Source organism: Burkholderia ubonensis subsp. mesacidophila (assembly GCF_002097715.1).
In the GTDB taxonomy this organism is placed as follows: domain Bacteria; phylum Pseudomonadota; class Gammaproteobacteria; order Burkholderiales; family Burkholderiaceae; genus Burkholderia; species Burkholderia mesacidophila.
Genome location: NZ_CP020738.1, coordinates 415903 through 433446, shown reverse-complemented (window position 1 = coordinate 433446; position 17544 = coordinate 415903). Strand labels below are relative to the sequence as shown.

Here is a 17544-nt window from a genome sequence, read left to right as displayed (position 1 = left end):
GGCCGGACGGCGCGCGCGTCAGTCGAGCGCGCGGTCCTTCAGTTCCGGAATCAGCGTGACCGTGACGATCATGTCGAGCATGTACAGCGCGGCCAGCATCGCGATCGCGATCTGGAACGAGTAGCGCGCGGCAAGCGCGCCGACGACGAGCGGCCCGAGGCCGCCGATCGCGCGGCCGACGTTCCACAGCACGTTCTGCGCGGTCGCGCGGACCGCGGTCGGGTACGCCTCGGACATCAGCGTGCCGTAGCCGCCGACCATGCCGTTCACGAACATGCCCATCAGCGCGCCGCCCCACAGCATCGTGGCCGGGTCCGTCAGCTGCGAATACGCGAACACCATCGCCACCGAGCCGACCTGGTACAGCAGGAACGTCGGCTTGCGGCCGATCCGGTCGGCCAGGTGCCCGAACACCCAGACGCCGGCCATCATCCCGAGCACGGTCACCGCGGTCCACAGCCCGGATTTCGTCAGCGAGAAGCCGAGCTGCTTCGACAGGAACGTCGGCATCCAGATCATGATCCCGTAGTAGCCGAAGTTCTGGACCGCGCACAGCACGACGATGCCGATGCTCGTGCGGGTCGTGCGCGCATCGGCGAACAGCAGGCGGAAGCGCGCGCCCGTGCGCGCCGGCTGCTTGCTGCGGACGAACACTTCCGGCTCGTGCAGCTTGTTGCGCAGCACCCAGGCGACGATCGCGGGCAGCACGCCGATCGCGAACATGCCGCGCCAGCCGACGCTCTGCAGCAGCAGCGGCGTCAGCAGCGACGCCGCGAGCACGCCGCTCTGCCAGCCGAGCGCCACGTACGACGACACGCGCGCACGCTTGCTGGCCGGCCACGCTTCGGCCGCGAGCGCCATGCCGATGCCGAATTCGCCGCCGAGGCCGATGCCGGCGATGGTCCGGTATGCGAGCAGGTCCCAGAAGCCCTGCGCGAACGCGCACAGCCCGGTGAACACCGCGAACAGCAGGATCGTCCAGGTCAGCACGCGCACGCGGCCGTAGCGATCGCTGAGCGCGCCGAAGATCACGCCGCCCGCGACCGCGCCGACGAGCGTCCACGTGACGAGCGCCCCCGCCTGCTGCGCGCCGAGCTGCAGCGACGCCGAAATCGCCGGCAGCATGAAGCCGAGGATCAGCAGGTCGAAGCCGTCCATCGCATAGCCGATGGCCGAGCCGGCCAGCACTTTCCACGCGTAGCGCGACACCCGCTCGGGCGGTTCGCCGGCGGGCGCGGCCGCGGCGGATCGAAGGTTCGCTTCCATGATTGTCCGTATCGTGAGGAGGGGGATATCGATGCCGGCGATCCGCATCGCGGCCGTCTGTCGTTTTTTTTAGACAAGCGGCCCGGGCGGATCGGCGCCGGCGCCGTGCTTCAGACGACCAGTTCCTTCGACACCTGCGCGGCGAAACCGTTGAGCGCCGCGAGCAGCGCGTCGTCCGAGCGCAGGCTCGCGTCGCTCAGCCGCCGCGCATGCTCGCGCAGCCCGGCGAGAAACGCCTGCACCGTCTCCGTGCAGACCGCCACGCCCTCCTGCCGCTCGGCGAACGTCGCGGCCGCCTGCGCGAGCAGCACCAGCGCAGCCGATTCGCGCCCGTGCGGCGCCGCCGCGTCCCGGCAGCGCGTGGCGAACCGGTGAATGTCGGAAAAGCCGACGATGTCCTGTGCCAGCCACTGCGTGGCGTCCAAAAGGTTCATGCTCTCCTCCTCGTCTAAATATTTAGACTACTCGCATCAAAAATGGAATGCAAGCGTCCGATGTATCGGGGTATACCGGGAAACTGCGCGGGAAACCGCGCGCGAAGCCTCGCATTGCGCGCCTTCGTCAGAAACGCGTGCGCAGGCCCGCGCCGTACGTGATGCCGGTCGACAGCCCGCCGACGTGATCGACCTTGATCGCCGAATAGAGGTCGGTGCGCTTCGACAGCGGATAGTCGTAGCCGAGCGCGCCGGTGCTGCGATGCTCGCCGTCGGCGAGCGACCTGCTCGAATGCGTGTACGCATAGCTTGCCAGCAGCGCGCCGGTGCCAATCGGCACGCTGACGCCCGCCTGCACCGTATCGCCGTGGAAATTGCCGCGCTGCGCGCGGCTCGCGACGTTCATGTACTGCGCGAACAGCTTCACGACCCGCCAGTCGTACGACGCGCCGACCTGCACCGTGCGCTGGCTCGACAGGCCGGGTGCCGCGGCGAGCGCGCCGCCGAGATCGCCGGGCGTCGCGCTGAAATTCACGTACTGGAAGACCGCGGCGGCCGCGAACGCCCCCCGCGCGTAGTTCGCGTTGACGCTCCATTTCTTCGCGCCGTTGCGGCCGGCCGTATTGCCGAGCGCATACAGCAGCCCCGCATTGAATCCGCCGAACGTCGGGCTCGTATAGGCGAGCGCGTTGTTCCACGCCGAATCGCCGACCACGCCCTCGGCGCCCACGCCTTTGAACGTGTGGAAGATCATCGGCGAGAACGTGTACGAATTGAACAGCGGATTGAACTGGATCGTCGCGAGATACAGCGGCGTCGTGATGCGGCCGGCGCGAAGCTGGCCGAACCGCGTCTGCAGTCCTATGTACGCGTTGCGCGAAAACGGGCTGTCGCCGCCGTAGCGGCCGTATGCGCCGCTTTGCGGCTGGAAGTAGCTCTCGAGCACGAAGACGGCCTTGTTGCCGTTGCCGAGATCCTCGGTGCCGCCGATACCCCAGAACGACGTCGTCATCCCGCCGCCCGACTGCACGACCGCCGTGCGGCCGCCGGGAGCTTTCATCGCGCCGACGAAAGCGTCGGCGACGCCGTACAGCGTCACGCTCGACTGCGCGTGCGCGAGCGGCGCGACGCACAGCGCGCTTGCCGCGCCGGCCATCAGGAATCCTGCCCGGTATCGGGTCAGCGGGGTCCGTGGGGTCATGTTTTCTCCTCCCGGCGCAATGGGCCGGTACGTGGGAATGGTTGGAAAGTGCGATGTCGCCATCGCCGACAGCGTCTGCGCCTTCGCCGACTGTCCAAATATTTAGACGATGCGCACCCGCGTGGACACGAGCCGGTTGCCGGTCGCTGCCGCGCACAAGACGACCGCAAGCCGCGGGTGTGCGTGCATCCGCCGTCGTCTACGTTAAAATACCCGATACAAAAAAATAGACAAACATCGGTCGTCGCGGCGCCTTCGCGCAACACGGTGTCTGTCGATTTTTTTCACCTGCCACCCAGGGGTACCCCATGTCCACAGCCGGATCCCGAAAAACGCGCCTGCGTGGCGCGCGCTTCGACTTCAACAGCATTGGCGAGCGCTTGCGTGCGTACCGGATGGCCGCCGAGTTGCGCAGCGAGGATGTCGCCGAGCGCCTGAACATCTCGCGCGCGGCGGTCTATAAGCTCGAACGCGGCGAGATCGTGAAGATCGATACGCTCGAGCGGCTCGCCGCGCTGTTCGGCGTGTCGCTCGCGAACCTGATGGGCGTCGAGGTCGAGTATCACGATTCGGCGATCAGCTACTTCGAGCGCATGCGCCAGCTCGAAAGCCGCTCGCAGCGGATCGTCGCGCATTTCGATCCGTTCTCGTTCCTGCTGACGTCCGACGATTACGAAGGCTGGCTGCGCCAGATGCTCGAGGAAAGCATCCCGCCGTCGCTGACCGATGCCGCGTGGCGGCAGACGCAGTCGAAAGTGATGGCGATCCTCGCGGACCGGAAAGCCGCGTTCCGGCGCGCCCCGCTGAACGTGACGAGCCTGATCGGGCTGCGCCAGATCGAGCAGTTCCTGCACCACGGCCTGGTCGGCCGCCTCGGGCTGCCGCCCGGCGTGCAGCTCGAGCGGAAGCTCGCCGCGCGCCGCGAGGTGATGCGGATCGTCGGAATGCTCGAGGACGATGCCAAGGGCGTGCGGATCGGGATCGTCAGCGACAACCTGCCGAACGAGACCTTCCAGATCTTCGAGGACGACGACAGCGCGCATATCGCGGTGTCGCCGTTCCGGCTCGGCGAGCTGCCGAACATCCGCACCGGCATCGCGACGATCACCACGTCAGCCGACGCCGTCGCGATGTACCGGAAGATGATCGACCGGCTGTGGACGGATTCCACGAAAGGGGCCGACGGGGCCAAGCTGCTCGTCGACCTGCTCGACCGCGTGTAGCGCCACGTCGATCGCGCGGTTGACCGGCATCGCGCGCGTTCCTACACTGTTCTTCCTTTTGCGCCGAACCGGTACAAAGGAACGCCCATGATCGACTTCTCCACGCTCGCGCTGTTCTCCGGCGCGTGTCTCGCGCTGACCGCCACGCCCGGCCCCGACATGCTGCTGATCGCGTCGCGCAGCGTCAGCCAGGGCCGGCGCGCCGGGTTCGCGACGCTGGCGGGCATCCAGGCCGGCACCTACTGCCACGCGCTGGCCGCCGCGCTCGGCCTGTCGCAGTTGTTCCTGGCCGTGCCGATCGCGTACGACGCCGTGCGCTTCGCCGGCGCCGCGTACCTGCTCTATCTCGCGTGGAAGACGTTCCGCTCGGACGCGACGTCGCTGACGCCGGACGCGTCGGCCCCGCGCCGCCCCACCACGACGATCTTTCGCCAGGGCCTGACGACGAACCTCCTCAACCCGAAGATGGCGCTGTTCGTGCTGGCGCTGTTCCCGCAATTCATCCGGCCGGAGAACGGCACGATCGCCGTGCAGATTCTCGTGCTCGCGACCGTGCTCAACCTGATCGGCCTCGTGGTCAACGGCGCGGTCATCGTGTCCGCGAGCCGGCTGAGCCGCCGGATCGGCGCGCGCCGGCGTCCGTCGAAGCTGCCGCAGTACCTGCTCGGCACCGTGTTCGTCGGGCTCGCCGCGCGGCTCGCGGCCGCCGGGCGGAGCTGACCCGCGCGTCGCATCCACGTCGCGCCGGCCGCCAATTCATCGGTTCGCGCCCAGCGAAACGCGCAGCGCCTCCATCAGCCGCGTGTAGTGCGCGCGCACTTCGGCGCCGTCCACGACGTTCGCGATCGCGAACCGCCCGTACCACGCCGGGTTCCACGCGTACGCGCCATGCTTCGTGCGATCGCCGTTCGGCGCCTCGATGAGCGAACGGATTCGCGCATCCTGGCCCGCGCCCGTGTGCGTCTCGAACAGCGCATGGATGTACGTGTGGTACGCGTCGTACACGTCGTCGCCGAACAGGTAGCGGTAGATATGGAACGTGCGGTCCAGCTCGCGCTTGGCCCGGATCACGTCGTCCGGCGAAATGTCCTTCCAGTGGCCGACCCACGTGTAGAAGCACAGCAGCTGGTTGAGCAGCGGCGCGACCGCGTCGTAGAGCGCGAGCCGTTTCTCGATCAGCTTCTGGTTGGTCCACTGCACGAGTTCCAGCCGCTTGAGCCGGCGCGCGACGAGCCAACCGAGGCAGGCCACCGACAGCGGCGTCAGCACGCCGAGCACGAGCTTGACGATTTCCAGCGAATTCCACGGATTGTTGAGTGGCGGCATGAAGGGCTCGACAAGAAGTAGCGCATCTGTCCCGACGCATGACCTGGCGCGCGGCGAAGCGGCTTGGCCCGCCAGTTTATCCGGCGATTGTCACCGGTGCGGCGCTACGTCGGCAGCGCCGACGTGAGCTTGACCTTCTGCATCGGAATGTCGGTCTTCACGCTCAGCACGCCCGGAATGCGCGTCAGGTATTCCATCTGGAAACGCCGGTAGTCGTCGATGTCGGCCGCGACGACGCGCAGCAGGAAATCGCAGTCGCCCGCCATCAGATGGCACTCGACGACTTCCGGCATCTGCTGGACGGCGTCGGCGAAGCGGTTCACGGATTCCGCGTCCTGCCCCTTCAGCCACACGCGCGTGAAGATCGTCAGCCCCTTGCCGACCTTCGCGGGGTTCAGCACGGCCACGTATTTCTCGATCACGCCCGCTTCCTCGAGCAGCCGCACGCGCCGCAGGCACGGCGACGGCGAGAGCCCGACCTCGTGCGCGAGCTCCACGTTCTGCATGCGGCCGTCGCGCTGGAGCGCGCTCAGAATCCGCCGGTCGATGGCATCAAGCTTCATTTGGCATCCGATTCCAAAAAATCCGCGTATCGCGCGTTCGATGCCAAATTCTCCGAAAGAACTGGCCACAACGCAACCCGATTCGAGTCAAAAAAGCAGACAATCCGTCTCCCGAAGGAGGTGTGATGAGCAGTAGTGTTTCAACGTCGACCGGGCTGCGCCAGCAGTCCGCGTTCTTGCTGGAGATGGGCCGCGGCCTGCGTGCGTCGCTGCCCATGATGCTGGGTTTCGTTCCGTTTGCGCTGGTGCTGGGCGCGCAGGCCGCCCAGAAGGGCCTGAGCCTGCTCGAAGTGCCGATGCTGACCGGCCTCAATTTCGGCGGCGGCTCCGAATTCGCGGCAATCCGGCTGTGGACCTCGCCGCCGCACATCGCGCTGATCGTCGCGATGTCGTTCCTGGTGAACTCGCGGCACATCCTGATGGGCGCCGCGTTCGCGCCGTACATCCGGCGCCTGCCGCGCAGGCGCGCGTTCGCGGCGCTGTTCTTCATGTGCGACGAGAGCTGGGCGATGTCGCTCGCCGACGCGCGGCACCGCTCGGCCGACCACATCAGCGTCCCGTATTACGCGGGCGTGGCCGCCGGCCTCTACATGACATGGCTGTCGATGACGACGCTCGGCGCCGCGCTCGGGCCGACGATCGGCGACGTCGAGCGGTACGGCTTCGACATGGCGTTCACGGCGGTTTTCCTGGTGCTGCTCAGGGGCATGTGGAAAGGCGTGCGCGCGAGCCGGCCGTGGTTCGTCAGCCTCGTCGTCGCGGCCGTCACGCACCTGGCCGTCCCGGGCGCGTGGTACGTCGCGGCCGGCGCGTGCGCAGGGCTGATCGCTGCCGTGCTGTGGGAGCCGCGCGATGCTGCCTGATTTCCACACCGTCGCGACCATCGTGCTGATGGCGTCGACGACATACCTGTCGCGCATCCTCGGCTACGTATTGCTGCGCAACCGCACGCTCAGCCCGCGCATGACGGCGGTCATGGAGAACGTGCCCGGCTGCGTGCTGATCTCGGTGATCGCGCCGGCCTTCGTGTCGAGCCGGCCCGCGGACCTGCTCGCGCTGGCCGTCACGCTGCTGGCCGCGACCCGCCTGTCGATCCTGCCGACCGTGACGATCGGCATCGTGTCGGCCGGCGTGCTGCGGCATTTGCTCGGCTAGGCGGACGCGGCGCGCCGCCCGGCATCTTGCGGCCTTCAATCCCTACGTCAGGTTCAACCCGCCGTCGAGCAGCACGATTTCGCCGGTGACATAGTCCGATGCGGCCAGCATCGCGACCGTCTGCGCGACGTCGTCCGGCTGCGCCGCGCGGCGCATCGGCGCGTGCTCGCGCCAGCGCTGCCGCGCATCCGTCCAGCCGGCGGTCAGCGGCGTGTCGACGAGGCCCGGCGCGACCGCATTGACGCGAATGTCCGGCGCCAGCGACAGCGCGAGCAGGCGCGTCATGTGGTTGAGCGCCGCCTTCGTCGCCGCATACGGAATCGACGCGCCCTTCGGCCGCACGCCCGCATGCGAGCTGACGTTCACGACGCAACCGGGCCGGCCGCGCGACGCGGCTTCGCGCAGCGCCGCCTGCGCTTCGGCGACCAGCCGGAACGGCGCGATCACGTTGACTTCATGCAGTTCCTGCCAGATCGCCGGCGTGGCCGCGGCAAGGTCGTCGTGCGGAATCACGCGGCTGATCCCCGCGTTGTTGACCAGCAGGTCGAGCCTGCCCCACACGGCGAGCGCGTCGCGGACCAGCCGCACCCGCTCGGCGTCGTCGGCCAGATCGGCCTGCACGTACGCCGCCGCGCCCAGCGCGCGCGCCATCGCCAGCCCCGTTTCGACGGAGCGTCGCGAATGCAGGATCACCGCGTAGCCGTCCGCCGACAGCCGCCGCGCGATCGCTGCGCCGATGCCCGACGTCGAGCCGGTAACGAGCGCGACAGGCCGCGCGTCGTTCATGGCCGTGACCGGATCGCGAATGTCGTAGACAACCTCGGCGTCATGCCTGTTCCTCGTCATCGGGCAGATCGATCATCGCCTCGCGCTTCCCGGCCCAGAACATGCGCTTGCCGCTTCTCGGGTAATCGCACACGTCGTGCTCGAGTCGCTGCCCGCAGACGAAAATCACCAGCGGCTCGTCACCGGTGTTCACCAGCGTATGCGCGTCGCCGCCGCGTGCGAAGCCGAGGAAATCGCCCGCGCCGACCACGTGGTCCTGCTCGCCGATCGTCGCCGTCCCGCTCCCGGACAGCACGTAGACGAATTCATCTTCGTACCAGTGCCGGTGATATTCGGCGGACGCGTGTCCGGGCATCAGCGTGATCAGGTGCACGCCGAGCTGCGTGAGCCCGGTCAGGTCGCCGATCGATTTCCGCAGGCGCACCGCGTTGCCGTTCAGCGAATGGACCGCGCGCTCCGGCTCCATGTTCGCGATATCGGCGGCTTTCAGCAGTTCACGGGGTTGTGTGGACATGGTTGTTCTCGCAACGAGGCCTGCAACGTTTCGGGGGGAGGGGGCGGCAGATGCCGACAACGCATCAGCGCATGAACTGCCGGATGCCGAGCGCGACGATCAGCGCGCCGCAGACGCGGTCGACCCAGCGTTTCGCGCGTCGATACATGGACGCGATCGCGTCATGCGACAGCACGAGCGCGACGAATCCGTACCAGCAGGCGGCGGTGACGCCGACGGTCGCCAGCATCGCGAAGAACGTCGCGGAAGACACATGGGCCGGCGCGGCCGACGAGAACACCGCCGCATAGAAAGCGATCGATTTGGGATTCGCCAGGTTGGTCGCGACGCCGTGCAGGAACGCCGGACGCAGCCCGGCGGACCCGCCCGCCGCGCCCGCGCGGGGCTGCCCGGGCGCGCCCGACGCCGCGATGAGCCGCAGCCCGAACCAGACGAGATAGGCGGCGCCGGCGATGCGCACGAGCGTCGCGAGCCACGGAAACACCGCGAATACGAAGCCGATGCCGAGGATCGCGCAGCCCGCCCAGAACAGGTTGACCATCACGATGCCCGCGACGAGCGCGAGCGACTCGGCGCGCGCGCCGGACGCGGCGCGATGCGCGACCGCGACGAAGTTCGGGCCGGGTATCACGACGCCGGCGACATAGACGGAAAACACCGCCGCAACGGCGGACGAGTCGATCATGCGGGACCTTCGGGCAAGGAGGAACGGATTGTGACGGTTCAGCGTGCCCGCTATTTTGCGATATTTCGGAACGATCCGCTGGCCCGGATGCTTCCGCGCCATTCCGTCGCTTGCCGAAGGTCGGTTGCCATTTGTTGCCGTTTATGAATCAAAGCGGCGGAGCAATCGTCAGCGTGGTGCCTCCGCTTACACTTGTGATGCCGCTGCCTGCGCATGCAGTGAGAAAATCAGGCTGGCTCAGGGACGTGAGCGTGCTGACGCCAACGGCGGATTGACCCTTGAATAATCCCGCGGAAATGTTACCCGTTTGCGTAATGACGAAATTCCCGTTGATTGCGCTGCTCGTGGCGGTATAGCTGAACGTACTGGACTGCCCGTTCGACCAGCGGATGATTTTTGTCGCGGGTCCTCCGCCGAGCAACATCTGACACGATAAATCGGCAACACCTTGAGCGCTCTCGGTGGCCGAGTTGATTCCGGAGACACCCACCACGAGGCACGGCGACAGGCTTGCCGTGTCCGTCACGACAAGGTTCCGCTGGGTATTGGTCAATGCCGGATTGAATGACAACGTCTCGCTTCCGGTACAAATGACGGTTTGCGCGCCTGCCTGTTCGGAAAAACCGGTCAAGGCAACCAGCAGGAATACCGATGCGAACAGTGTTTTGATTGACGAGCGGCCACAATTTTTTAGCGTCTTCATCACCACCTCCTGACTTTCTTTAAATACTCCGTTAGCGCAGTGAAATATGAGTCATTCGCGCGTAAACGAGACTAGCAGCGGGTCGGAGGCGGGCAAATAATTTATTGTTATGACGATTTTAATTGACACCAGTTCCGATAGATATTCATTAACCCCACGAAAATATAATCCATAGAATTAAACCGGGATATCAACTATTGCGAATTGCGCGAGGCTTTGATTAATAACGAGACTGTGCGTATTGGCGAAACTCCGAAGGCCGGCGTCGGCCGATCCGCAATGCGGCGGACGGACGTTCGCGCCCGCCCGCCATGCACCCGCCCGACTTACGCCGCGTGACGCTTGTACAGCCCGGCGAGCAAGTCGACGAGCCGGTCGACGTGTGCTTCCTCAGTGCGCCACGACGACACGCTGATCCGGAACGCCGGCCGCCCCTGCCACACGGTCGGGCCGAACCACACGTCGCCCGAAGCCTGCGCGGCCTCGCGGATCGCGACGGTCTGCGCGTCCGACTCGGCGCGCACCAGCACCTGGTTGAGCACGACGCGGTTCAGCACGTCGTAGCCGGCCGCTCGCAGGCCCGTCGCAACGCGCGACGCCAGCGCGCAATGCCGGTCGATCATCGCGGCCACGCCGTCGCGGCCGAGCGAGCGTAACGCGGCCCAGATCGGGATGCCGCGCGCCCGTCGCGAGAACTCGAGGTTGAGGTTCATCTGCGCGTCCCGTTCGGCGCTCGAATACGCGGCGGCGGCGTTCATCGCAACGGCGAGCGCGTCGGCGTCCCGGCAGATCACCATCGCGCCGTCGTACGGCGTGTTGAGCCACTTGTGACCGTCGGTCGTCCAACTGTCCGCGCCGTCGATGCCGTCGGTCAGCGCCGCCTTCGACGACGCGCGCGCCCACAGGCCGAACGCGCCGTCGACGTGCACCCATGCGCCCGCCGCCTTCGCGCGCGGAATCAGCGCGGCGAACGGGTCGAATTCGCCGGTGTTCACTTCGCCGGCCTGCATGCAGAAGATCGTCAGGTCGTCGAGCGGCGGCAGGCGATCGGGGTCGATGCGCCCGTGCGCGTCCACCGGCGCGACGACGATGCGCTTCATCCCGAAGCCGAGCACCCGCAGCGCCTTCTTGACCGTGATGTGCGCGAGCGCCGAAATCACCACCTTGACCTCGGGCGCGCCGATCAGGCCGTCGCCTTCGAAGTCCCACCCCTTGCGCGCGAGCAGCGCGCGCCGCGCGGCGGCGATCGCGACGAGCGTGCACGCGGTCGCGCTGGTGCCGAAGCCGACCGCGCTGTCGCGCGGCAGATCGAGCGCGTCGACGACCCAGCGCGCCGCCTGCCGTTCGATCGTCGCGGCCACCGGCGAATTGTCGAACGACGACGCGCACTGGTCCCACGCGAGCATCAGGCGCTCGGCCGCCGAGGCGGCCGGCAGCGCGGCGCCGATCACGAAGCCGAAATAGTTCGGGCCGTTCGACACGACGGTCGCGGGCGAACCGGCGCCGTCGAGCAGCCGGAGCACGTCGTCGGCCGGCTTGCCGTGTTCCGGCAGCGGCTCGTCGAAGGCGGCCAGATTGGCCAGCGCGGCGGCATCCGGAAACACGCGGCGCGTGTCCACCGACGCCAGATAGGCGTGCGCGCGTCGATCCGCGTCCGCCTGCAGGTCAAGTTCATCCATGTGGGTTCTCTCAGAGTTGCGACAGATCGCGGCTCAGCCGCTTCAGCTCGGCGTCGATCCGCTTGTAATAGGTGAATTTTCCGAGCCGGGTCGCACGCACCAGGCCGGCATCCGCGAGGATCTGCATGTGGCGGGTGGTCGTCGCCGGCGCGATGCCGAGCTTCTCGGTGATAAACGTGCAGCACACGCCGACCTTTTCAATGTCGGCGTGCACCTGCGGCGGGAAATGCCTGCTCGGGTTCTTCAGCCAGCGCATGACGGCGAGCCGGCTTTCATTGGCAAGGGCGCTGATGCGGGTCACGTCGTCCACGGATGCTCGATCGGTTGCGTTGAACGTTTTGAATATTAGCTAAATGACGAAACGTATGCAATCGACGATGGGCGAAGTGACATGTGCATCCGGCAGGCGCTAGCCCAGCGGCCCCGCCTTGATCCACAGGAACAGCGGCACGCGCGACCACTGCTTCAACGTGTCCGTATCCGCACGATCCGGCAGCGGCTCGCGCAGCGACACGATCGCCAGCCCCGCCGCTTCCATCGCGTCCATGTACGCGTGCAGCGGCAGCGACCAGCCGGCGAAACGCATCGACAGTCCGTCGCGCGATTCCACGCCGTCGAAATGCTCGCGGCCGAGGTAGCTGCCGTCGACGACAAACGGCGCATCGGCTTGCGGGCCGGCGAAACGGCCGCGATCGTGCGGATCATCGAGTTGCGCATCGTAAACCGTGCGCCGGGCGGCGATTCTTTCTTTTCGGTAACGGATCCGGCGCCGTCATTTCGCCACCACGCGACGCCAAGCCATGTCATGATTGCCGCTGTCGTCCATCGCAGTCCGCATCAATCGCCCCGCAGCAATCATGAGTTTCCGCCCCGACGCCGCCGCCATCATCCGGGAACGCGCGACCATCGTGTGCCGGCAAGGCACGCGCATCCTGCTCGTCGCGCGCAGGCCGTCCCGCTGGTCGTTGCCGGGCGGCATGGTCAAGCGCCGCGAATCGCCACAGGCGGCCGCGCATCGCGAATTGTGGGAGGAAACGGGACTGGCAGACCTGCCGGTTGCCTACGCGTTCCAGTTCGGCGGACTGGCGAAGCTGCACCACGTGTTCGTCACCGACGTCGCGCCCGACGTCATGCCCCGGGCGCGCAACGAGATCGCGCATTGCAGCTGGTTCGAGCCGTCCGCCGTCTCGTTGCTGCCGACGAGCGTGTCGACGCAGACCATCGTCGAACTGGTGAGCAGCCACTCGTTCGCGCGTCTGGCGCACGTCGCGGCCTTCTGACCGCCCCGTCGGCACGTCACGCGCGACGCCCGCCGCGGCGTCGCGAACCTCGATCACATCGAACCCGCACCGTCCGTGCGCGCGATGTCACGCGCGCATCACGTTTCCGTCACGATTTCGTCACGCGATGCGAGCCGGCCCGACCGCCGGCGGCGCCCGTTGCGCCGCGCGGCCGTCATCGCACCGGGCGCGTCGCTGCCCGCACCGCGCCGACCACCTGCTCGAGCCCCGGCCATGCCGGACGTCCGGCGAGATCCGTGCGCAGGTAGTTCAGCAAGTCGGCGATCTGCCGGTCGTTCAGGTTGTGACGAAACGCCGGCATGTAGCCGAGCTCGCCCGCGGCCGGCTTGCCGATGCCGTCCAGCACGATCCGGATCGCATTGTCGGGTCGCGCATCGTGCAGGTTGCTGTTGAGCGCGAGCGACGGCCGCACCCCGTACAGCGTCGGTCCGCCCGCCTGCGCATGACATGCCATGCACGCGCCCGCGAACAAGCGCGCGCCCGGTGCAGCAGCCGTCTCGATCGCGACGCGGGACGGTTCCGGGCGAACCGTCGGCGCGGATTCGCCCGCGTGCGGCGGGAGCGAGACCAGGTAAGCCGCCATCGCACGCAGATCCGCGTCGGACTGCGTCGACAACCCCTCCGCAACCACCGGCGCCATCGGGCCGGCTGCAACGCCGTGACGCGCAGTGAAGCCGTGACGCATGAATTCGGCCAGCTCGCCGGCGGTCCACGGCGTCGGCGCGCGCGACGCGCCCGTCAGCGCGGGCGCGATCCAGCCTTCGGCCTCGCCGCCGCCGAGATGACGCGCGCCGCCGAGTTCCGCATAAGCGAGGTTGCGCGGCGAATGGCATGCGCCGCAGTGCCCGAGGCCCTCGACCAGGTAGCGGCCGCGGTTCCATTCCGCGCCGGCCGTGGCGTCGTCCGGCACCGGTCCCGTCCGCAGGAACAGCAGGTTCCATCCCGCGATGCCCGGCCGGATGTTGAACGGGAACGCCAGCCGGGTGGGCGGCGGCGCATTGCGCACCGGCGGCTGCGTCATCAGGTACGCATACAGCGCGCGCAGATCGTCGTCGGTGATGCGGGTGAACGCCGTGTACGGAAACGCCGGATACAGGTAGCGGCCGGTGCGGTCGACGCCGTGGCGCATCGCGCGCCGGAACGCGTCGAACGACCACGCGCCGATGCCGGTGTCGCGATCGGGCGTGATGTTGGTGCTGTAGATCGTCCCGAACGGGCTCTGCATCGGCAGCCCGCCCGCATTGCGCGGGCCGTCCGCGCGCGTGTGGCACACCGCGCAATCGCCGAGCGCCGCAAGTGTCGCGCCGCGCGCGACCTGCGCGGCGTCGAAGCTGCCCGCATCGACGCGGTCGACGGGCGGGATTGCCGGTTGCCATGCGAGCGCCAGCGCAACGCCGGCAAGCGCGGCCACGCCCAGCGCGCTCCAGCCGGCGATTTTCTTCCAGTTCTTCATCATCGAGTCTCGTCGTGGTCCGGCGGGTCAGGCCGCCGGCGCGCCGGCATGGGCTTCGCGCAGCGCGCGCAGCACGCGCGCCGGCGTGAACGGCACCTCGCGCAGGCGCACGCCGGTCGCGTCGAACACCGCGTTCGCGATCGCGGCGGCGCTCGGCACCGACGCCGATTCGCCCGCGCCCATCGGCGGCGCATTGGGATGGTCGAGCAGCAGCGCGTCGATCTCGGGCAATTCGTCGAAGCGCAGGATCGGATAGGCGCCCCATTCGAGCGACGTCGTGCCCGCGCCGTCGAACGACACGGCCTCCTTCAGCACGCGGCTGACCGACTGGATCACGTTGCCGTGCACCTGATGCCGCACGCCGTCCGGATTGATCATCTGCCCGCAGTCGTGCGCGACGGTCACCTTCTTCACGCGGATCAGGCCGGTCGAGCGATCGACGTCGACGTCGCACACCCACGCCGCCCACGCGGCGCCGAAGCCGGGAAACTTGCTGTGGAAGTAGCGCGCGTAGGCGACGCCGCGGCCGCTCGCCACGCGCTGCCCGGATGGCGCGGCCACGCGGTGCGCGGAACCGTCGACCCATCCCGCGCGCGCCTTCAGCGCCGCCAGCAGCGCGATCGCGCGCGGGTCCTTCAGGTAGCGCAACCGGTAGGCGATCGGGTCCACGCCCGCGCGATACGCGGCCTCGTCGATCCAGCATTCGTGCGCGAACACGTTCGGCAACGCGGAAACGCCGCGCAGCCACGACGCGCGCACGAGCGGCGCGGCGTCCTCCGCGGTCACGCGCATCGCCGGATACGCGTACTGCGGAATCGCGGTGCGATCGCCCATCTGCGCGACGACCGGCTCGTTCGGCGCCACGCCCGTCAGCACGAGCGGCAGCGTCGTCGCGCCGTTGGACGGATAGCAGGTGCGCAGCTCGTACGCGGCGACACCGTGCGACGCGTCGAGCGCGCCGCGCACGCGGATCAGCTGCGCGGTGCCCTTCGGCTCCCAGCCCGCCTCCTGCTCCCGCATCAGCTGCACCCGCACCGGCCGGCCGACCGCGCGCGACAGCAGCGCGGCATCGGCACTCACGTCGTCCGCGCAATTGCGCCCGTAGCAGCCGGACGCCTCCATCCGGATCACGTTCACCTGCGCGGCGGGCCGCTCGAGCAGGCGCGCGAGGTCCTTGCGCAGTTCGTGCGGGTTCTGCGTGCCCGACCACACCTCGACACGCCCGGCGGCGACGTCGGCCACCGCGCACGACGGGCCGATCGACGCGTGCATCTGGAACGGCCATACGTAGTCCGCGTCGATCCGCTGCGCGCCGCCGGCCAGCGCCTGCTCGAAGCCGGCCGAGTCGCACAGCGGCCGCGGCTTCGAAGGATGCGCGGCGAGCACGTCGCGCAGCCGGTCCGGCGCGAGGTCCGGCAGCGCGTGCCATTCGCGCCATTGCACCTTCAGCGCGCGCATCGCGGCGATCGCCTGTTCCTCGCGCTGCGCGACCACCCCGACGAAATCGCGGATCACCACCACGGCGACGAGGCCGGGCAGATGCGCGACCGACGCCCGGTCGACCGACACCAGGCTGCGGCCGAGCGGCGCGCTGCTGTCCGCGCCCGGGTACGGCGGGCGGATCACCCGGCCGTGCAGCATGCCCGGCACGCGCACGTCGTGCACGTAGGTCGGCGCCCCGGTCGCCTTGGCCGGGATGTCGACACGCGGCACGCTCGCACCGACGTAGCGGCGACGCGCCGGTGCATCGGTTGCCGCGGCGTCGACCGCCGCGTCATCATGCGCGAGCGGCACGTGCAGGTCAGCGCCGCGCACCAGTTCACCGTAGCCGACGCGTTGTGCGGCGCGCCCGCGCGGGTATGCGCCGCCGTCGACCAGCCGGATCGCGTCGGCGGACACCGCGAAGCGCCGTGCGGCGCGCTGCGCGAGCAGCATGCGCACCTGCGCGGCCGCGCGGCGCAACGGCACCGAGGTCACCTGGATCGTCGCGCTCGCGATCGTCGGCCCCTGGTCCGGCGTGCGCGCGGTATCGCCGAGCACCATCGTCACGCGCCCGATCGGCACGCACAGCTCGTCGGCGACGATCTGCGCAAGCGCCGTGCGCACGCCGGTGCCGAGGTCGACGTGGCCGTTGAACGCGGTCACCGCGCCGTCGGCAGAGATCGCGATGAAGCTGTCGACGCGATCGGGCGCGGGCCCTGTCGCCACCGTCGCATCCGCAGTCGGTCGCGCGGCGTCGCTCGCCGACGCGCGCAGCGACACCGGCAGCGCGACGCTCACCATCAGCAGGCCGCCCGCCTGCAACAGGCGGCGGCGGGTTGCATCGAATCCGTTCATCGCGCGCGCTCCTTCAGCAATGCCTGCGCGCGCTCGGCGGCGGCCAGGATCTCGACGTGCGTGCCGCAGCGGCACAGGTTGTACGCGAGCTCACGCACGATGTCGTCGCGGCTCGCATCGGGATCGCGTTCGAACAGCGCGACGAGCGTCATGATCATCCCGTTCGCGCAGTAGCCGCACTGCATCGCCTGCCGGTCGACGAACGCCTGCTGGACCGGATGCCGCGCGCCATCGCGCGACAGCCCTTCGAGCGTCGTGACCGCCTTGCCGCGCACGCCGTCAACGGGAATCGTGCAGGAACGCGCGGCGACGCCGTCGATCAGCACCGTGCACGCGCCGCATTCGCCGAGGCCGCACCCGTACTTCGGGCCGTTCAGCGCAAGGTCGTTGCGCAGCACGTAGAGAAGCGGCGCCGCGCCGTCCGCGAGGTCGAGCTGCACCTCGCGGCCGTTGATTCGAATTTCGATGGACGATGACATCAGCACACCTGCATGGGGTTCTGTTCTGCTTCTGTTCAAGGAAAAGCCGGCCGCTCGGGCGGCGGAGCGGCGGACGCTTCGACTGCGGCCGTCAGGCGCGTGACCGTGCCGTTCGCCTGTCGGCAACGTGCGTGGTCCATGACAGCGGCGCCGGATTATTCCACGGCGCTGCCGCACGTCTCGGCGTGACCGGCCGGCTCGCCGCGCGTGGAACGCAATCGCTTATGGGATGCGCGTCGCGAACTGGCGTGATGACGGTCGAGTGCACCAAACGCGCCGGACGGCCCCGGCCGATCGTCGCAAACGCGCGCCGCGGCACGGCTGCAGGCGGCCTCCGGGGCGATCCCGCGATCGCCTGCAACGTTCCGCGTACACCCCTGCCCGCCGGCCCGGCCAACGTGCCGGACGACGCGGCGCCGCGCCGGATCACCCGACCAGA

General features: G+C 68.6%; 19 protein-coding genes and 1 pseudogene. 5 read left to right on the top strand and 15 right to left on the bottom strand.

What is annotated here, in order from left to right; all coding sequences use genetic code 11:
- Nucleotides 1–18 precede the first annotated feature (18 nt).
- From B7P44_RS19505 to B7P44_RS19495, 3 genes are all read right to left on the bottom strand, one after another.
- On the bottom strand, nucleotides 19–1266 hold the full coding sequence (locus tag B7P44_RS19505) for an MFS transporter (protein ID WP_084907395.1): 1248 nt from the start codon (nucleotides 1264–1266) through the stop codon (nucleotides 19–21).
- 110 nt (nucleotides 1267–1376) lie between these two features.
- The gene (locus B7P44_RS19500; protein WP_084907393.1) at nucleotides 1377–1700 is read right to left on the bottom strand and encodes a hypothetical protein; all 324 of its coding nucleotides are present in this window, start codon (nucleotides 1698–1700) and stop codon (nucleotides 1377–1379) included.
- 127 nt (nucleotides 1701–1827) lie between these two features.
- Nucleotides 1828–2901: a porin gene (locus B7P44_RS19495; RefSeq protein WP_084907391.1), complete on the bottom strand. Its 1074-nt coding sequence runs from the start codon at nucleotides 2899–2901 to the stop codon at nucleotides 1828–1830.
- A gap of 308 nt (nucleotides 2902–3209) precedes the next feature.
- On the opposite strand from B7P44_RS19495, the gene B7P44_RS19490 reads away from it, so the two are divergent.
- Together B7P44_RS19490 and B7P44_RS19485 are read left to right on the top strand one after the other, a co-directional pair.
- A complete protein-coding gene (locus B7P44_RS19490) occupies nucleotides 3210–4124 on the top strand; it encodes a helix-turn-helix domain-containing protein (RefSeq protein WP_084907389.1) in 915 nt (304 codons plus the stop codon).
- 87 nt (nucleotides 4125–4211) lie between these two features.
- A complete protein-coding gene (locus B7P44_RS19485) occupies nucleotides 4212–4844 on the top strand; it encodes a LysE family translocator (protein WP_084907387.1) in 633 nt (210 codons plus the stop codon).
- Between the two features lie 36 nt (nucleotides 4845–4880).
- Here the strand turns inward: B7P44_RS19485 and B7P44_RS19480 are convergent, their stop codons facing one another.
- Nucleotides 4881–5450: a hypothetical protein gene (locus B7P44_RS19480; protein ID WP_084907385.1), complete on the bottom strand. Its 570-nt coding sequence runs from the start codon at nucleotides 5448–5450 to the stop codon at nucleotides 4881–4883.
- A gap of 104 nt (nucleotides 5451–5554) precedes the next feature.
- Entirely contained in the window at nucleotides 5555–6013 is a 459-nt protein-coding gene (locus B7P44_RS19475; protein WP_009691375.1) for an Lrp/AsnC family transcriptional regulator, read from the bottom strand.
- 125 nt (nucleotides 6014–6138) lie between these two features.
- Here B7P44_RS19475 and B7P44_RS19470 point away from each other — a divergent pair, with 125 nt between their 5' ends.
- Both B7P44_RS19470 and B7P44_RS19465 read left to right on the top strand, forming a co-directional pair.
- The gene (locus tag B7P44_RS19470; protein WP_084907383.1) at nucleotides 6139–6876 is read left to right on the top strand and encodes an AzlC family ABC transporter permease; all 738 of its coding nucleotides are present in this window, start codon (nucleotides 6139–6141) and stop codon (nucleotides 6874–6876) included.
- On the top strand, nucleotides 6866–7168 hold the full coding sequence (locus B7P44_RS19465) for an AzlD family protein (RefSeq protein WP_407924029.1): 303 nt from the start codon (nucleotides 6866–6868) through the stop codon (nucleotides 7166–7168). The genes B7P44_RS19470 and B7P44_RS19465 overlap by 11 nt, the downstream gene beginning before the upstream one ends.
- Nucleotides 7169–7210: 42 nt before the next feature.
- Here the strand turns inward: B7P44_RS19465 and B7P44_RS19460 are convergent, their stop codons facing one another.
- From B7P44_RS19460 to B7P44_RS19435, 7 genes and pseudogenes are all read right to left on the bottom strand, one after another.
- The gene (locus B7P44_RS19460; RefSeq protein ID WP_193834293.1) at nucleotides 7211–7954 is read right to left on the bottom strand and encodes an SDR family NAD(P)-dependent oxidoreductase; all 744 of its coding nucleotides are present in this window, start codon (nucleotides 7952–7954) and stop codon (nucleotides 7211–7213) included.
- Nucleotides 7955–7994: 40 nt separating this feature from the next.
- On the bottom strand, nucleotides 7995–8468 hold the full coding sequence (locus B7P44_RS19455) for a cupin domain-containing protein (protein WP_084907379.1): 474 nt from the start codon (nucleotides 8466–8468) through the stop codon (nucleotides 7995–7997).
- Between the two features lie 64 nt (nucleotides 8469–8532).
- A complete protein-coding gene (locus B7P44_RS19450; protein ID WP_084907378.1) occupies nucleotides 8533–9153 on the bottom strand; it encodes a LysE family translocator in 621 nt (206 codons plus the stop codon).
- Between the two features lie 148 nt (nucleotides 9154–9301).
- On the bottom strand, nucleotides 9302–9856 hold the full coding sequence (locus B7P44_RS36475) for a hypothetical protein (RefSeq protein ID WP_133117849.1): 555 nt from the start codon (nucleotides 9854–9856) through the stop codon (nucleotides 9302–9304).
- A gap of 326 nt (nucleotides 9857–10182) precedes the next feature.
- A complete protein-coding gene (locus tag B7P44_RS19445; RefSeq protein ID WP_084907376.1) occupies nucleotides 10183–11535 on the bottom strand; it encodes a pyridoxal phosphate-dependent decarboxylase family protein in 1353 nt (450 codons plus the stop codon).
- 10 nt (nucleotides 11536–11545) lie between these two features.
- Nucleotides 11546–11845 (bottom strand): ArsR/SmtB family transcription factor, encoded by a 300-nt coding sequence (locus tag B7P44_RS19440; RefSeq protein ID WP_084907373.1) that lies wholly within the window; start codon nucleotides 11843–11845, stop codon nucleotides 11546–11548.
- A 99-nt stretch (nucleotides 11846–11944) separates the two neighbouring features.
- Nucleotides 11945–12229 (bottom strand): annotated as a pseudogene (locus B7P44_RS19435) (class I SAM-dependent methyltransferase); the annotation flags it as partial.
- A gap of 163 nt (nucleotides 12230–12392) precedes the next feature.
- On the opposite strand from B7P44_RS19435, the gene B7P44_RS19430 reads away from it, so the two are divergent.
- Nucleotides 12393–12815 (top strand): NUDIX hydrolase, encoded by a 423-nt coding sequence (locus tag B7P44_RS19430; RefSeq protein WP_084907371.1) that lies wholly within the window; start codon nucleotides 12393–12395, stop codon nucleotides 12813–12815.
- Between the two features lie 175 nt (nucleotides 12816–12990).
- Here the strand turns inward: B7P44_RS19430 and B7P44_RS19425 are convergent, their stop codons facing one another.
- From B7P44_RS19425 to B7P44_RS19415, 3 genes are read right to left on the bottom strand one after another with little or no spacing between them, the layout of a single operon-like run.
- Complete coding sequence (locus B7P44_RS19425; RefSeq protein ID WP_231716784.1) at nucleotides 12991–14292, bottom strand: cytochrome c; 1302 nt, start codon at nucleotides 14290–14292, stop codon at nucleotides 12991–12993.
- A 24-nt stretch (nucleotides 14293–14316) separates the two neighbouring features.
- Nucleotides 14317–16626, bottom strand: a complete 2310-nt coding sequence (locus tag B7P44_RS19420; protein ID WP_084907367.1) for a xanthine dehydrogenase family protein molybdopterin-binding subunit — start codon at nucleotides 16624–16626, stop codon at nucleotides 14317–14319.
- Nucleotides 16623–17105: a (2Fe-2S)-binding protein gene (locus B7P44_RS19415; protein ID WP_088511565.1), complete on the bottom strand. Its 483-nt coding sequence runs from the start codon at nucleotides 17103–17105 to the stop codon at nucleotides 16623–16625. Before B7P44_RS19415 ends, B7P44_RS19420 begins: the two co-directional genes overlap by 4 nt.
- Nucleotides 17106–17544 lie beyond the last annotated feature (439 nt).

Bases quoted from the DNA above. Each gene is read 5' to 3' on its own strand.
- B7P44_RS19505 (WP_084907395.1), bottom strand. From the start codon at position 1,266: ATGGAAGCGAACCTTCGATCCGCCGCGGCCGCGCCCGCCGGCGAACCG.
- B7P44_RS19500 (WP_084907393.1), bottom strand. From the start codon at position 1,700: ATGAACCTTTTGGACGCCACGCAGTGGCTGGCACAGGACATCGTCGGC.
- B7P44_RS19495 (WP_084907391.1), bottom strand. From the start codon at position 2,901: ATGACCCCACGGACCCCGCTGACCCGATACCGGGCAGGATTCCTGATG.
- B7P44_RS19490 (WP_084907389.1), top strand. From the start codon at position 3,210: ATGTCCACAGCCGGATCCCGAAAAACGCGCCTGCGTGGCGCGCGCTTC.
- B7P44_RS19485 (WP_084907387.1), top strand. From the start codon at position 4,212: ATGATCGACTTCTCCACGCTCGCGCTGTTCTCCGGCGCGTGTCTCGCG.
- B7P44_RS19480 (WP_084907385.1), bottom strand. From the start codon at position 5,450: ATGCCGCCACTCAACAATCCGTGGAATTCGCTGGAAATCGTCAAGCTC.
- B7P44_RS19475 (WP_009691375.1), bottom strand. From the start codon at position 6,013: ATGAAGCTTGATGCCATCGACCGGCGGATTCTGAGCGCGCTCCAGCGC.
- B7P44_RS19470 (WP_084907383.1), top strand. From the start codon at position 6,139: ATGAGCAGTAGTGTTTCAACGTCGACCGGGCTGCGCCAGCAGTCCGCG.
- B7P44_RS19465 (WP_407924029.1), top strand. From the start codon at position 6,866: ATGCTGCCTGATTTCCACACCGTCGCGACCATCGTGCTGATGGCGTCG.
- B7P44_RS19460 (WP_193834293.1), bottom strand. From the start codon at position 7,954: ATGAACGACGCGCGGCCTGTCGCGCTCGTTACCGGCTCGACGTCGGGC.
- B7P44_RS19455 (WP_084907379.1), bottom strand. From the start codon at position 8,468: ATGTCCACACAACCCCGTGAACTGCTGAAAGCCGCCGATATCGCGAAC.
- B7P44_RS19450 (WP_084907378.1), bottom strand. From the start codon at position 9,153: ATGATCGACTCGTCCGCCGTTGCGGCGGTGTTTTCCGTCTATGTCGCC.
- B7P44_RS36475 (WP_133117849.1), bottom strand. From the start codon at position 9,856: ATGAAGACGCTAAAAAATTGTGGCCGCTCGTCAATCAAAACACTGTTC.
- B7P44_RS19445 (WP_084907376.1), bottom strand. From the start codon at position 11,535: ATGGATGAACTTGACCTGCAGGCGGACGCGGATCGACGCGCGCACGCC.
- B7P44_RS19430 (WP_084907371.1), top strand. From the start codon at position 12,393: ATGAGTTTCCGCCCCGACGCCGCCGCCATCATCCGGGAACGCGCGACC.
- B7P44_RS19425 (WP_231716784.1), bottom strand. From the start codon at position 14,292: ATGATGAAGAACTGGAAGAAAATCGCCGGCTGGAGCGCGCTGGGCGTG.
- B7P44_RS19420 (WP_084907367.1), bottom strand. From the start codon at position 16,626: ATGAACGGATTCGATGCAACCCGCCGCCGCCTGTTGCAGGCGGGCGGC.
- B7P44_RS19415 (WP_088511565.1), bottom strand. From the start codon at position 17,105: ATGTCATCGTCCATCGAAATTCGAATCAACGGCCGCGAGGTGCAGCTC.